This is a genomic window from Sphingomonas sp. R-74633 (genome assembly GCF_013416555.1).
Taxonomy (GTDB): Bacteria; Pseudomonadota; Alphaproteobacteria; order Sphingomonadales; family Sphingomonadaceae; genus Sphingomonas.
The window spans coordinates 690,864-706,193 of record NZ_JACCFG010000002.1; the positions used below are offsets into that span (position 1 = coordinate 690,864).

The following is a 15,330-nucleotide window of genomic DNA, read 5'->3' on the forward strand; positions in this document are numbered from 1 at the left end:
CGGTCAGGCCGGACCTGCATCGCGAGGCCCGGGGATGACGACCTATGTCGAGCTGCAGGTCACCAGCCATTTCTCGTTCCTGCGCGGCAGCAGCGCACCGGAAGAATTGTTCGCGGCGGCCGGCCTGCTCGGACACATAGCGCTGGGCTTGGCCGACTGGAGCAGCGTCGCCGGCGTCGTTCGCGGCTGGGACGGGCAGAAGGCGACCGGCGTCCGGATGATCCCCGGCGCGCGCGTCGACCTGACCGACGGGCGGGCGCTGTTGCTATATCCCACCGACCGCGCGGCCTGGTCGCAGCTCACCCGGTTGCTGACGACCGGCAAAGCGCGCGGCGGCAAGGGCCGCTGCATCCTCGGCTGGAGCGATGTGCTCCATTATGCCGAGGGACTTGTCGCTATCCTCGTTCCCGATCTGCCAGACACGGTGACCGAAGGACATTTAACCGAGCTGGCCGCCGCCTTTGGCGCGCGCGCCTATCTCGCTCTGTCCTTCCGGCGCCGGCCCGACGATCTCGAGCGGCTCCACGGGCTCGACGCGCTGGCGCGCGCGGCAGGAGTCCGTGCGGTAGCGACCGGCGACATTCTCTACCATTCGCCCGAGGCACGTCCGCTGCAGGACGTGGTGACCGCGATTCGGCTGAAGGCCACGGTCGATGCGCTCGGCTATCGGCGCGAGCGCTTCATGGACCGGCACCTGAAATCGCCCGAGGAAATGGAGCGCCGCTTCGCCGCCTTTCCGGATGCGATCGCCGCCAGCGCCGACATCGCCGCGACATGCACCTTCGACCTCGGCGAGATCCGCTACCAATATCCCTATGAGCAGGTGATCGCCGGCAAGACCGCCCAGGAAGCGCTGACCCTGCTGACCGAGGACGCGGCCGCGGCGAAGTTTCCGGACGGGGTGCCGAAGCCCTATGCCGACCAGATCGCGCATGAGCTGCGGCTGATCGGAGAGCTTGGCTATGCGCCTTACTTCCTGACCGTCCGCTCGATCGTCGAAGAGAGCAGGCGCCGCGGCATCCTCTGCCAAGGGCGCGGATCCGCCGCGAACAGCTGCGTCTGTTATCTGCTCGGCATTACCTCGATCGATCCGATCCAGCACGAATTGCTGTTCGAGCGTTTCGTCTCGGGCGAGCGCAAGGAGCCGCCCGACATCGATGTCGATTTCGAGCATGAGCGCCGCGAGGAGATCATCCAGTGGATCTATGAAACCTATGGGCGCCAGCATAGCGCGCTGACCGCGGTGGTGACGCGTTACCGCACCCGCGGCGCGGTCGCCGAGGTCGGCAAGGCGCTGGGCCTGCCGCGCGACCTGACCAAGATGCTGACCGGGCTCGTCTGGGGCTGGTCGATGGACGGCATCTCGGATGAGCAGATCGCCAGCCTCAACCTCAATTCGAACGACCATCGCCTGAAGCTGACGCTGCGGCTTGCCCGGCAATTGATCGGCACGCCGCGCCATCTCTCCCAGCACCCCGGCGGCTTCGTGCTGACCCAGGACCGGCTCGACGATCTGGTGCCGATCGAGCCGGCGCGGATGGACGACCGCCAGATCATCGAATGGGACAAGGACGATATCGACGCGCTGCGTTTCATGAAGGTCGACATCCTGGGTCTCGGCATGCTCGGCTGCATGAACCGCGCCTTCAACCTGCTCGAATGCGAGAAGGGCATCCGCATCGGCATGGCCGACCTCCAGGACGACGATCCCGAGGTCTACAAGATGATCCAGAAGGCCGACACGCTGGGCGTTTTCCAGATCGAGAGCCGCGCCCAGATGTCGATGCTGCCGCGCATGAAGCCGACCCGCTTCTACGATCTCGTCATCGAGGTCGCGATCGTCCGGCCCGGGCCTATCCAGGGCGACATGGTCCATCCCTATCTGCGTAGACGCGAAGGCAAGGAGAAGCCCGAATATCCCAAGCCCGAGCTGCGCGCCGTGCTCGAGAAGACCTTGGGCGTGCCGCTGTTCCAGGAGCAGGCGATGAAGGTCGCGATCGTCGGCGCAGGGTTCACGCCCGCCGAGGCCGACCAGCTTCGCCGCGCGATGGCGACGTTCAAGCTGACCGGCGGGGTCAGCCATTTCTACGACAAGCTGGTCGGGGGCATGATCGCGCGCGGCTATCCCAAGGACTTTGCCGAGCGCACCTTCAAGCAGATCGAGGGATTTGGCTCCTACGGCTTCCCTGAGAGCCACGCCGCCTCGTTCGCCAAGATCGCCTATGCGTCCTGCTGGGTGAAGCATCATCACCCCGACGTGTTTTGCGCAGCCTTGCTCAACGCCCAGCCGATGGGCTTCTATGCGCCCGCCCAGATCGTCCAGGACGCGCAGCGCCACGGCGTCGAAATCCGGCCGGTCTCGATCAACGACAGCCATTGGGACTGCACGCTTGAGCCGCCTGAGAATCCTGGCACCGGGCGCTATCTCGCCGTCCGGCTCGGCTTCCGGCAGGTGCGCGGACTCGCCAATGTCCATGGCGCGGCGATCGCCGGGGCGCGCGGGCCGCGTGGCGAGGGCGGCCTGCCCTATGAAAGTATCGAGGAGGTGTGGCGTCGTGCCGGCACCCCGCGCGCCGCGATCGAGCGGCTCGCCGAGGCCGATGCCTTCCACTGCATCGCCGAGGATCGCCGGCAGGGGCTGTGGAAGGTCAAGGGCCTCGGAGAGGCGCCTTTGCCTTTGTTCGCGGCGGCCGATGCGCGAGAGGGCGGCTTCTCGCCCGAAGGGGTGGAGCCCAGCGTCATGCTCCAGCCGCTCACCGATGGGCGCGAGGTGGTCGAGGATTATCGCACGCTGGCGCTGTCGCTACGCGCCCACCCGCTGCAGTTTCTGCGCGAGCAGCTCGCGGACGAAGGCGTCGTGCGCTGCGGCGATCTCGCCGGCATCCGCGACGGGCGGCATGTAGAGGTCGCCGGTGTGATCCTGGTGCGTCAGCGTCCGGGCTCGGCGCGCGGGGTGCTGTTCATCACGATCGAGGACGAGACCGGCGTCGCCAACGGCATCCTCTGGCCAGACCGATTCGAGAAGCAGCGTCGCGTCGTGATGTCGGCCTCAATGGTCTCCTTGCGCGGGCGGCTCCAGAAGGAGGGGGCGGTGATCCATGTCATCGTCGACCGTGTGGTGCCCCGCGACGACATGCTGCGCTCGGTCGGGCGCATGGACTTGGCGGTAACGTTCGGCCGGGGAGACGGTGCTACCCATGCCGGCAGTCCCGACCGCGGCGAGGCTGGCTGGCGACCGGGGCCGCGCGATCTCTACTCGCCGCCTTTCCCGAACGGCGTGGATCCCGAGAATCTGATCAAGGTGCGCAGCCACGATTTTCATTGAGGAAAGGACTTCCCCTGACGGCAAGCCAGATTCCGAGGCGGTTCAAACTGCCAATATGTTGCGGTACCCTCCGATCAGCCGCAACGGGAGCGTCCGATGACCGAAGTCAAACTGTCTGCCACGCCCAAGGGCAACGGCTACCAAGCTACCGTCACTTTCCCCGCAGGCGTGTCGGTGAGCTCGGCCGAATCCTACCCCACCATTGCAGAGGCGATCACGGCAGCGGCGTTGAAGCTGTTGGAGATGCCCGAACGGATTGAAGCGCTGGCACCCAGCTCGCTTTGACGTTGCAACCTAGCCACCCGAGTTTCCACCCATAGAAGCGGGAAGTGGAAAGTCTTCCCCTGACGGCCAGCCTGGGTCTGACGGTACCCCTTCTGCGGGCGCTCCGCCCCGCAACGCCCCGGTGAGAGGAAGAGCGCGGCCGGTTCGGCCGTGACGGGTCAGGGCTGAGAGAGAGTCTCTCGGCGCCCGTCGCGGAGAATTTCCATGGCGACTGTCCTCAATCACGCATCCGCGCCGCCCCGGCGTCCGGGTCCCTACAAAGTCGATATATCGCGTGGGTCCCGGATAAGGCGTGTCTCGTCCGAATGGTTCTCGCGGCCCGACGACGAGCGATACCTCTCACTGCGCGAGCTTCATGCCGCGACCCTGGCGCGGGCACAGCGCGCCACCTCGCACACCGTCGAGACCCGGGCGGTCCGGGTGGAGGCGAGCCGCGACGATGCAGAACGGCTCGCCCTCATCGTTCCCGGCCGGGACGAACCGGTCGCGCCTACCCACTGGTCGTTCGGGCAGCTGGCCAGCCTGGTCGGCGCGCCTTCGGGCTATCTGCGCCAGCTTCCCGCGCCGCTCGCCGGCATCAATCTCCAGCACGGGCTGCTCACGCATCGCGGCGAGCTGATGAAGACGCTGGAGACCGAGGACGGGCGAACCGAGCTGCGCGCCGTCACGGGTCCCGACTATGGCCGGATCTGGGATCACGAGCTGGTCGAGGCGGTGATGAAGATCGCCGGCAACGGCACGGGCGACACGCGCTGGAAGGTGCCCGGCCTGCTCGACTGGTCGACGATGATGCACAATCCGCATGTCGAGATCACCAAGGACACCACCACGCTCTATGCGAGCGACCGCGACGTGTTCCTGTTCCTCGTCGATGACGCCCATCCGATCGAGGCCGGCCGGCTGCCCAATGGCGACCCCGACCTGTTCTTCCGCGGCTTCTATTGCTGGAACAGCGAGGTCGGCGCGAAGGCGCTCGGCATGGCCAGCTTCTATCTCCGCGCGGTCTGCATGAACCGCAACATCTGGGGCGCCGAGGGCTTCGAGGAGATCAGCATCCGGCACAGCAAGTTCGCCGCGAACCGCTTCGCGCACGAGGCGGCGCCGGCGCTGGAGAATTTCGCGACCTCCTCGCCCCAGCCGTTCATGTCCGGGATCATGGCCGCGCGGCAGCGCATCGTCGCCCGCACCGACGAGGACCGGCAGGATTTCCTGCGCAAGCGCGGTTTCTCCAAGGCGGAGACCGGCCGGATCATCGCGACCGTGCTTGACGAGGAGGGGCATCCGCCCGCCTCGATCTTCGATTTCGTCCAGGGGATCACTGCGCTCGCCCGCGACAAGCCGCACCAGGATGCGCGGCTCGATCTCGAAGGCAAGGCCTCGAAGCTACTCTGGGCGGTCCACTGATCCACGTCCGTATCGCCAGGCGGCGCAGTCCTCCTCCTAGAGGTAGAGGGCTGCGCCGTTCCCATGGCGGGATGAAGGTCGGGAGAGAGTCTCCCGGTCACCCGCCATGTGGAGAACCGACATGGCAAAGCGCCAACCCAAGCTTGTCCTCGCGCCCGCGCAGGGGATTCCCTTCAACCTCCTGGTCCTGTCCCAGTCGAACGTCCGCCGCGTGAAGAACGGCGTCACGATCGATGACCTGGCCGTCGATATCGAACGTCGCGGCCTGCTTCAGGGCCTCAGCGTCCGGCCGCTGCTCGACGCGGGGGGCCAGGATACCGGCACGTTCCACGTGCCCGCCGGTGGCCGGCGCTTCCGGGCGCTCGAGATCCTCGTCAAGCGCAATCGTCTCGCTCCCGACGCGGTCATTCCCTGTGTGGTCAAGCCCGCCGACGGTGACGTCTCCGCCGAGGAAGACAGCTATGCCGAGAACGCGTTCCGCGAGCCGCTTCATCCCCTTGACGAATTTCGCGGCATGCAGCAGCTGGTCGATCAGGGCGGCAAGATCGAGGATGTCGCGGCGCGTTTCCACGTCACGCCCGCGGTCGTGCGCCAGCGGCTCAAGCTCGCTTGCGTGTCGCCGGTGCTGCACGAAATCTATGCCGCCGACGGCATGACGCTTGAGCAGCTGATGGCGTTCACCGTCTCCGACGACCATGCTCGCCAGGAGCAGGTCTGGGAGCTGATCCAGAGTCATCATAACCAGTCGGCACACTTCATCCGTGCGCGTCTGAACGAATCCACGGTCCCTGCGCGCGATCCGCGAGCGCTGTTCGTCGGCATCGACACCTATGTCGCGGGCGGTGGTTGCGTGGTCCGCGACCTGTTCGAGGAAGATCGCGGCGGCTGGCTGCAGGATGCCGCTTTGCTCGACCGGCTCGTGCTCGAAAAGCTCGGCGCCGAGGCCGATCGCATCCGGGCCGAGGGATGGAAGTGGGTCGAGGCGGCGATCGACCTGCCCTATGGCTATCACCATGGCCTGCGCCCGATCGAGGCGACGCACACCCCGCCGACCGAGGCGAAGCTGGCCGAAGTGGCAACGCTCCAGGCTGAGGCCGAGGCGCTCGAGAATGAATGGAGCGGTGCCGACGAGATCCCGGACGAAATCGATGCCCGGGTGAATGCGCTCGACGAGCGGATCGCGGAGCTCGCCGGTGGCAGCTGGAATTATGATCCCGCCGAGATGGCGATGGCGGGCGTCTTCGTCACGATCGAGCGGAACGGTGAATTGTCGGTCGATCCCGGCTGGGTTCGCGCCGAGGACGAGCCGGTCGTCGAGTCCGAGCCTCATGGTGAGGGCGAGGGCGCGCAGCGGGAAGACGGTGTCGATGGCGATCACCGTCAGCCGGGCCTCGCTCCCGAATCCGGCGAGGACGAGGTGCAGACCGAAGAGGAGGACGAGGGGATCAAGCCGCTGCCTGACCGCCTCATCTCCGAACTGACGGCCGAGCGCACGCTTGCGCTCCAGGATGCGATTGCCGGCAATCCCCAAGTGGCTTTCGCGGCGGTGCTGCACAATCTCGTGCTTGCCACATTCTATTACGGTCGCGCCGAAAGCTGCCTGATGGTCACCCTGACCAAGGTCGGATTTGGCTTCCAGCCCAGCGGCATGAAGGACAGTCCCGCCGCCGTCGCGATCGAGGCCCGGCATGCGATGTGGAAGGAGCGCTTGCCCGAATCCGACCGCGATCTGTGGGACGCGCTTCAAATGCTCGACGCCAACGAGCAGGCCGAGCTCTTCGCGCACTGCGCCGCTTACTCGGTGAACGCGCTCTACGAAGTGGCGCCGAAGTACGACAATGGGCGCATCTCGGCGCACACCGTCGAGCGCCGGCTGGTGCACAGCCATGTCCTTGCCCGCGCGGTCGGGCTCGACATGGTCGCATCTGGCTGGAAGCCCACTGCCGACAATTTCTTCGGCAAGGTGACCAAGGCCCGCATCATTGCCGCGGTGACCGAAGGCAAGGGCGGCGAGACGGCGGCGCTGATCGACCATCTGAAGAAGCCGGACATGGCCCGCGAGGCCGAGCGGCTGATGGACGGCGCGGGCTGGTTGCCCGAGCCGCTGCGCACGCCCGAGCTGCCTGCCCAGGCCGACCTGCTCGAGGCCCCGGCGACGAGCGAGCTGCCTGCCTTCCTCGCCGAGCCGGATGTGTCCGGCGACGAAGAGCCGATGGCGATTGCGGCCGAGTGACCGATTGGGGCGGGGCGCCCACGGCGTCCCGCTCCTCTTCCCTTCGATCTTCTGGAGACTTGCCATGAACCTGCCGATCCTCGGCGGGGCGTCGCTCGGCGCGCCCGCTTCCTCGACTTGCCCTGATCCCGCCAATGCGGTTGCCGATGGCCTTCATCGTACCGCGCTCGACCTGTTGCCGATCCTTGAACGCGGCGCCCGGATCGACGCGGCGACCCTTCGCGCGGCGATGGTGACCGCGTTTGGCGCGAGCGATGCCGATGGTGGCTGGGACTGGAAGCAGGCCTATGACGCCTGCGAGGCAGCCGAAATCCTGTTCCTCCGCCGGCACGGACCAGCCATCGTTCGGTCGTCGTCCGACCCTCAAGCCTGGCTACGCCTCGTCGAACGCATCGCCGCGCTCGCGCCGACGCACACGCGCCGGTCGGGGGCGGGGCAGGCGATGCAGCAATTCTCGACCCCGCTCGCCTTCGCGCTGGTGGCGGCGATCGCCGGGCAGATCGGCGCGGGCGAGACCGTTCTCGAACCGTCTGCCGGGACCGGCATGCTCGCGGTGGCAGCGCAGCTGTTCGCAGGGCAGGTGATGCTAAACGAACTTGCCCCGGCACGGGCGGCCCTTCTCGAACGGCTCTTCGCTGGCGCCAGCGTCACTCGCCACGATGCCGCGCAGATCGACGATCGGCTGGCGCCCGATCTCGTCCCCGACATCGTGCTCATGAACCCGCCTTTCTCGGCAATGGCCGGCATCGACCGGCGCATGCCCGGGACGGCGCTTCGGCATATCGCCTCGGCGCTTGCCCGGCTGCGCCCGGGCGGGCGGCTGGTCGCGGTCACCGGCGCGGGCTGCGCGCCCGAGGCGCCGGCATGGCGCGACGCGTTCATCGCGCTCCAGGAGCGCGGCCGAGTCGTGTTCACTGCGTCGGTCGATGGCCGCGTCTATGCGCGCCATGGCACGACCACCGAGACACGGCTGACCGTCATCGACCGCGTGCCCGCCGATCGGCAGGATGCATTCTCCCCCGATCACGGGAAGGCGGCGGACCTCGCCACCTTGCTCGAATGGGTGCAAGCCTCGGTTCCGCCCCGCGCGCCCATGCCGTCGGCACCGCCGCCGCCTTCGGTGAATGCGGCCGTGATGCGACGCGCCACCGTTTCCGTCGCGACCGACGGAGTCGATCCTGCGCCGACGGACGCCGCGCCGCTCGACTACGCGGCGATCGACTGGAAGCCAGCCGAAGGTGCGCGACTCTCGACTTCGATCTATGAGCCGTTCGAGCTTCAATCGATCCGCATTCCCGGCGCACGCCCGCATCCGACGACGCTGGTCCAGTCGGCCGCGATGGCCTCGGTCGCACCACCCCGGCCCGACTATCGCCCGGTGTTGCCGCGGCGGTTGATTGATCAGGGCATACTCTCCGATGCCCAGCTCGAATCGATCATCTATGCAGGCCAGGCGCATGCCGGCTTCCTCGCCGGGTCATGGACCGTCGATCCCGGTTTTGACGCGCTGAGTGCGGTCGCCGAAGGCAACGAGGCCGCCATCCGCTTTCGCCGCGGCTGGTTCTGCGGCGATGGCACCGGCGCGGGAAAGGGCCGCGAGGTCGCGGGCATCATCCTCGACAATTGGCTGCAGGGCCGTCGGCGCGCGCTGTGGATCTCGCTCTCGGACAAGCTGCTCGAGGATGCTCAGCGCGACTGGCGTGCACTTGGCCAGGAGCCGCTTCGGGTGTCGCCGCTCTCGCGCTTTCGTCAGGGCATGCCGATCCACCTGGGCGAGGGCATCTTGTTCACGACCTATGCGACTTTGCGCAGTGAAGAGCGGGGCGGCAAGGCCAGCCGCGTCCAGCAGATCGTCGATTTTCTCGGGAGCGATTTCGACGGCGTGATCGTGTTTGATGAGGCGCATGCCATGGCCAATGCGGCCGGCGGCAAGACCGAGCGTGGCGAGCAGGCCGCCTCGCAACAGGGCCGCGCGGGGCTGCGCCTGCAACATGCGCTGCCCAATGCCCGCATCATCTACGTCTCGGCGACGGGGGCCACTACCGTCCAGAACCTGGCCTATGCCGAGCGGCTCGGCCTGTGGCTGGGCGAGGATTTCCCGTTCGCGACGCGGGCCGACTTCGTGTCCGCGATCGAAGAGGGCGGGGTCGCGGCGATGGAGGTCGTGGCGCGCGACCTGAAGGCGCTCGGCCTCTATTCGGCACGCTCGCTGTCGTTCGACGGGGTCGAATATGAGTTGCTGGAGCACGCGCTGACGCCGGAGCAGAAGCGCATCTACGATGCCTATGCCGGGGCATTCCAGGTCATCCACAACAATCTCGACGCAGCGCTGAGGGCCGCGAACGTCATCGGCATCGAAGGCACGCTCAACCGTCAGGCCAAGTCCGCGGCGCGCTCTGCGTTCGAGAGCGCCAAGCAGCGCTTCTTCAATCATCTGATCACTGCGATGCAGACGCCGAGCGTCATCGCCAGCATGGAGCGCGACCTCGCGGTGGGCGCGAGCCCCGTCGTGCAGATCGTCTCGACCGGCGAAGCGCTGATGGAGCGTCGGCTGGCCGAGATCCCGACCGAGCAATGGGCCGATGTCGATGTCGACATCACACCGCGCGAATATGTGCTCGACTATCTCGCCAACAGTTTCCCGGTCCAGCTCTACGAGCCATTCACCGACAGCTCGGGCAACCTCTGCTCGCGCCCAGTCATGCACGATGGCAATATCGTCGAGTCCCGCGACGCGGTCGCCCGGCGCCAGGCCATGATCGAGCGGCTCGCAGCCTTGCCCGCGGTTCCCGGAGCGCTCGATCAGATCGTCCAGCATTTCGGGCCCGACCGCGTGGCCGAGGTCACCGGTCGCGGGCGCCGCGTCGTTCCCCGGCTGCGCGCCGACGGTTCAACTCGCTTCGCCGTCGAGACCCGGCCCGGCGCTTCCAACCTCGCCGAGGCGCAGGCATTCATGGACGACCGCAAGCCCATCCTCGTCTTCTCCGAGGCGGGCGGCACTGGCCGCTCCTACCATGCCGATCTGGGCGCCGCGAACCAGCGGCTGCGCGTCCACTATCTGCTGGAGGCGGGCTGGAAGGCAGACACCGCGATCCAAGGGTTCGGGCGGACCAATCGCACCAACCAGAAGCAACCGCCGCGCTTCCGGCCAGTGACCACCGATGTCCGCGCGCAGAAGCGCTTCATCTCAACCATCGCCCGCCGCCTCGACACGCTCGGCGCAATCACGCGCGGGCAGCGCCAGACCGGCGGGCAGAACATGTTCCGGCCCGAGGACAATCTAGAATCCGCTTATGCCCGCGATGCGCTTCGCCAGCTCTATGGGCTGATCTTCCGCGGCAAGATCGACGGATCCTCGCTCGACGATTTCGAGGCGGCGACCGGTCTTGAGCTCGGCGATGACAATGGCCTGCGCGACGAGCTGCCGCCGATCACCACCTTCCTCAACCGCATGCTCGCGCTCACAATCGCGATGCAGCGGACCGTGTTCGATGCGTTCGAAGCTTTGCTCGAACGGCGGATCGAGGGCGCGGTGGCGTCGGGCACCTATGAGACCGGACTCGAGACCCTGACCGCCGAAAGCTTCACTGTCACCGGTCGCCGGACGATCTATGTGCATCCCGGCACCGGCGCGGAAACGGTACTCATCACCATCGCGCGCAAGGACCGCAATCGTCCGCTTGGCCTGGAGCAAGCGCTGGCGATGGGGCGCGAGCCCGACGCGGTGCTGCTGGTCAACGAACGCTCCGGGCGCGCCGCGGTCCGCATGCGCGCACGCAGCATGATGCTCGAGGATGGCGGGGTTGAAGAGCGCATCCGCCTGATCAAGCCGATGGAAAGCCCGGCGATGCCGCTGGACGCGCTGGCCGAGACCTTCTGGCGAGCCGCCGACCGCGCGCGGTTCAGTGCCGCCTGGGAAGCCGAATGCGCCGAGGTTCCCGAGTTCGAAACCACCGAAATGCATGTCGTCGCGGGGCTGCTCCTCCCGATCTGGCGGCGGCTACCCGGCGAATCCACGCGGGTCTATCGGCTCCAGACCGATGCCGGTGAGCGGATCGTCGGCCGCCGCGTGCCGCCGGCATGGGTCGCCGCCACGCTCGGCGCTGACGCGCCGGCCATCACGCCTGACCAGGCTTGGCAGATGCTCATGGCAGGCGAGGCCGCGCTGCACCTCGCCGAAGGTCAGCGGCTCCAGCGCGTGCTCGCGATGCACCTGCACCGCATCGAGCTGACGGGCTTCAACGACCTCGGCGTCGAGCGCCTCAAGGCGATGGGCCTGATGTCCGAGATCGTGTCGTGGAAGCTTCGGCTGTTCGTGCCGACCGGCGGCGACGGCCCGGCGATCCTGGCCCGGCTGCTGGAACGCTTTCCAGTCTCGCGGGTCGAGGCGCGCACGGCTGGCGTGGCCTGAGCGGGAGACGGGCGATGGAGCATCCTGCGAGCGCGATCGCACGCGATCTGGCCGGCCAAGCCGAACGGTTATGCCGGCGCTATCTCTCCAACGGGCGCCGCGAAGGCAATTATTGGCTGGTCGGTGATGTTCGCAACACGCCGGGCCGCAGCCTCTATGTCCGCCTCCGCGACAGTCCCAACGGAACCGGCCGGGCGGGCAAATGGACCGACGCGGAGTCGGGCGAACATGGCGACCTGCTCGACATCATCCGCGCATCGACGCTGACCGGCACGCTCGCTGAAGCCCTTGCCGAAGCGCGGCGCCTTCTAAGCCTGCCCGACCCTCCAGTCTCGGCAGACACTCGGGCGACCCGCAATGAGCCGACGGGCTCGCCTGGAGCAGCTCGGCGCCTGTTGGCGATTTGCAAGTCCATCGCCGGCACGCAGGTCGAAACCTATCTGCGCGGCCGCGGCATTCCGCCGATGCCCGGACTGGACGCCCTGCATTTCCACCCACGATGCTGGTACCGTCGCTCGATCGACGACCAAGGTGAGGTTCCGTCGGCCATGCCAGCGATGATCGCCGCGGTGACCGACATCGTCGGCAATGTCACCGGTGCGCATCGCACCTGGTTGACCCCGCACGGATCGGACAAGGCGCCCGTCGCCTATCCGCGTCGAGCCATGGGCCATCTCCTCGGCCATGGCGTCCGTTTCGGGATTTCCGCTCCGATCATGGCCGCCGGCGAGGGTATCGAATCGACTCTATCGCTTTACGCCGCAGTCCCAACACTGCCGGCGATTGCAGCGCTGTCGTCGGCGCATCTCGCTGCCCTGGAATTTCCGCCGATTCTTCGACGGCTCTATGTCGCCCGCGAGGCCGACCCCGCCGGGCGCAACGCATTTGCCACGCTGACGGGTCGCGCCAGACTGCACGGGGTCCATGTCTGCCCACTCGATTCCGAACTAGGCGATCTCAACTCGGATCTTCGCGCGTTGGGTCTGGACGCGGTGCGCGCGCGGCTCCTCGCACAGATATTGCCCGAAGATCGTCCCCGATCCTGAAATCGCGGTTCGTCGCTGCCTTAACTCCGCTGACGAGAGTCCGCGCCATGCGCCTTCCCAGAGGGCGACGGGTCGGCAGCGTCCGCGCCAGCGCAACCCGTCCGCGCGGCTATTTTCCGCCGCGGGCTGAGCGCCCGCTTTGCATCGCGAAGCAAAATAGCCGCGCTCCCGGGTCCTCCGCTGCGCTTCGGCCGCCGCCGGCGTTGCCGGTCGCTGCGCTCGGCGATGCGCGGGCGCGGGCGCCGCCGCCTCTTGTCGCCAGGAAGGCCGCAAGGACGCGGCCGCAGCTTGGAGCAACTCGGATGGACGACGTACACGACGTGACAGGCGAGGGCGGATCGCAATTCGCCCATTTGCTGGAGGAACTGGAGCTCTTTGGCCGGCGGCCATTCGACGATGATCTCGATCCGAGGCCGCTCCCCGAGGGTCGCCTGGTCGAGGCAGCGGCAGCCGACACCTTCGATGCGATGGGCGCCAGCCTGGCAGATACCCGCCTTGAGCCCGAACTCGAGGAACTCCTTTGGGGTTTTACCAATGTCTTTCACCGCGCGACCGAGCGGGCCGACCGCCAGCTGGACTCCAACGAACTGGCGCAGAAGCGGCTGCAGCGCGAGCAGGACGGCTCCGAGGTCAAGTCGGTCGAGCTGGAAACGCTGATCGCCGAGGGCCGATCGATGATCGAACGCCGCGACGCGATGGAGGCGTACCGCGAAGCATTCGCCGAGCAGTTTCGCCACTATTTCCGCAAACCCTGGCTTCCCAAGAGCGGGTCGGTGATCAACCGGACCGCGATGACCGCGGCGGTGATCGAGAGCCGCGAGTTCGTGAACGATCGGCGCTGGACCGATGCCCAACTCCTCGTGCCCCCGGGTGAGCGCATCTATGTGAGCGGCGGCACCGATTATATGGATCATCGCACGATCTGGCAGGTGCTCGACAATGTCCATACCCGCCATCCGGCGATGGTCCTGATCCACGGGGGATCGACCAGGGGCGCCGAGCACATCGCTGCACTCTGGGCGAGTGAGCGCAAGGTCCCGCAGGTTCCTTTCAAGCCCGACTTCGCGAGGCACAATCGTGCATCGGCTCCGTTCAAGCGCAACGACCGCGTGATCGCCTGCATGCCCCGGGGCATCATCATCTTCCCGGGCGGCGGCATCCAGGACAATTTGTTCGACAAGGCTCGCAGCGCCGGCATCGCGATCATCGACCACAGGCAACGATGATCGCCGCCTCCCACGAAGCCGAAGCCGGGCGAGCCGGGCCTGGGCCCGCGCCGGCGGGCTGCAACGCGGGCCTCGGCCCACGTACTCCACTTCGTTCCGGCCCTGCGGGTGCACCCCGCCTCCCGTCGCGGGCCCGCACCGTCTCTCCCCCCGGCTTCGGCCGATATGCGATGGAGAATGATCATGAACCGCGAACTTCGTAGGCTTCGCCGAGCGATCGCCGCCATGCCCGACTCTGAATGGCAGGTGTTCGATGGGGCGCGCTACCGGGACCTCGACTTTTTTCGGATCGCGGCGGAGCTCGACATCGCGGTTCCCGAGGTCGAGCGCCTTCTCGCCTCCGCGATGCTGCATCTCATGCAATTTCCGAAATGACGGGCAGGAACATTGAGGAAACGGCCAGCCACAGCTAGGAAATGATCATGCGCGTCGATCTCGACCACCTTCCCGATGTCCAGCAGGCCGAGCTGGCGCGCGTGCGCGACACGCTGATGGCGGAATTTGCGCAGGCGATCTCCACCTCGACGCAGCCGTGGAAGAAGAACGGCAAGATCCTCAAGATCATCCTGTTCGGCAGTTACGCGCGTGACGACTGGGTCGATGAGCCGGACAACGGCTATCAGTCCGACTTTGACCTCTTGGTGATCGTCAGCCACGAAGACCTGACCGATATCGCTGCCTACTGGTATATCGCCGAGGACAAGATCCTCCACGATCCTGCCGTGCAGCGTCCAGTCAACATCATCGTCCACACACTCAACGAAGTAAATCAGGCGCTGCAGCGCGGCGAGTATTTCTGGGTCGATATCGTGCGCGACGGCGTGGTACTGTACGAGTTGCCCCAGCACTCGCTCGCCGCCCCGAAGCCGTTGACCACGGTTGATGCGCTAACGATGGCGCGGGAGTATTTCGACCATTGGCTTCCGAGCGTTGATGCATTCGTCAGAGGTGCGGGCTATGCTATGGCCGACGGCGATCTGAACAAGGCGGCATTTGATCTCCACCAAGCGACAGAACGGCTATACATTTGCTTCTTGTTGGTTCGCACGCTTTACTTCCCGCGCTCCCACAACATCAAATTTTTGCGGTCGCTGTCCGAGGACAAGGAGCCCCGGTTGGTAGACGCGTGGCCGCGGGCGACGCGTCTCGATCGACGCCGTTTCGAACTGTTGAAGCGCGCCTATGTCGAGGCACGGTATTCACCCAGCTATGTGATCAGGACTGACGATCTCGCCGTGCTGGCGGCGTCGGTGAGCCGGTTGCGCAACATCGTGGAAGCGTTAAGCCTAGAGCAGTTGGAGATACTGCGTTCGGGAGCGAATGCCTGACGGACGTCAGCTTTTTCCTCAATAATTTTCCAATGCGGTCTCGAGAATGGGTCGGTGTTCGGCCGCGACGGT

General features: G+C 66.7%; 9 protein-coding genes. All 9 read left to right on the forward strand.

The window, feature by feature from the left end; all coding sequences use genetic code 11:
* The first annotated feature begins 34 nt into the window (after window positions 1–34).
* The 9 genes from HZY97_RS09500 to HZY97_RS09540 all read left to right on the forward strand — a co-directional run bounded on the left by HZY97_RS09500 (window position 35) and on the right by HZY97_RS09540 (window position 15,258).
* Window positions 35–3,325 (forward strand): error-prone DNA polymerase, encoded by a 3,291-nt coding sequence (locus HZY97_RS09500; protein ID WP_180142877.1) that lies wholly within the window; start codon window positions 35–37, stop codon window positions 3,323–3,325.
* A gap of 96 nt (window positions 3,326–3,421) precedes the next feature.
* Window positions 3,422–3,610, forward strand: coding sequence for a hypothetical protein (locus tag HZY97_RS09505; protein WP_180142879.1), 189 nt, complete (start codon window positions 3,422–3,424; stop codon window positions 3,608–3,610).
* A gap of 204 nt (window positions 3,611–3,814) precedes the next feature.
* Window positions 3,815–5,014 (forward strand): DUF932 domain-containing protein, encoded by a 1,200-nt coding sequence (locus HZY97_RS09510; protein WP_180142881.1) that lies wholly within the window; start codon window positions 3,815–3,817, stop codon window positions 5,012–5,014.
* A gap of 121 nt (window positions 5,015–5,135) precedes the next feature.
* Entirely contained in the window at window positions 5,136–7,247 is a 2,112-nt protein-coding gene (locus HZY97_RS09515) for a ParB/RepB/Spo0J family partition protein (RefSeq protein WP_180142883.1), read from the forward strand.
* Between the two features lie 64 nt (window positions 7,248–7,311).
* The gene (locus HZY97_RS09520; protein WP_180142885.1) at window positions 7,312–11,658 is read left to right on the forward strand and encodes a strawberry notch-like NTP hydrolase domain-containing protein; all 4,347 of its coding nucleotides are present in this window, start codon (window positions 7,312–7,314) and stop codon (window positions 11,656–11,658) included.
* Window positions 11,659–11,672: 14 nt separating this feature from the next.
* On the forward strand, window positions 11,673–12,704 hold the full coding sequence (locus HZY97_RS09525) for a toprim domain-containing protein (RefSeq protein WP_180142887.1): 1,032 nt from the start codon (window positions 11,673–11,675) through the stop codon (window positions 12,702–12,704).
* 302 nt (window positions 12,705–13,006) lie between these two features.
* Window positions 13,007–13,930: a DUF2493 domain-containing protein gene (locus HZY97_RS09530; RefSeq protein WP_180142889.1), complete on the forward strand. Its 924-nt coding sequence runs from the start codon at window positions 13,007–13,009 to the stop codon at window positions 13,928–13,930.
* Between the two features lie 183 nt (window positions 13,931–14,113).
* The gene (locus tag HZY97_RS09535) at window positions 14,114–14,305 is read left to right on the forward strand and encodes a sigma-70 family RNA polymerase sigma factor (RefSeq protein WP_180142891.1); all 192 of its coding nucleotides are present in this window, start codon (window positions 14,114–14,116) and stop codon (window positions 14,303–14,305) included.
* Window positions 14,306–14,352: 47 nt separating this feature from the next.
* Window positions 14,353–15,258: a HEPN domain-containing protein gene (locus HZY97_RS09540; protein ID WP_180142893.1), complete on the forward strand. Its 906-nt coding sequence runs from the start codon at window positions 14,353–14,355 to the stop codon at window positions 15,256–15,258.
* Window positions 15,259–15,330: the final 72 nt, after the last annotated feature.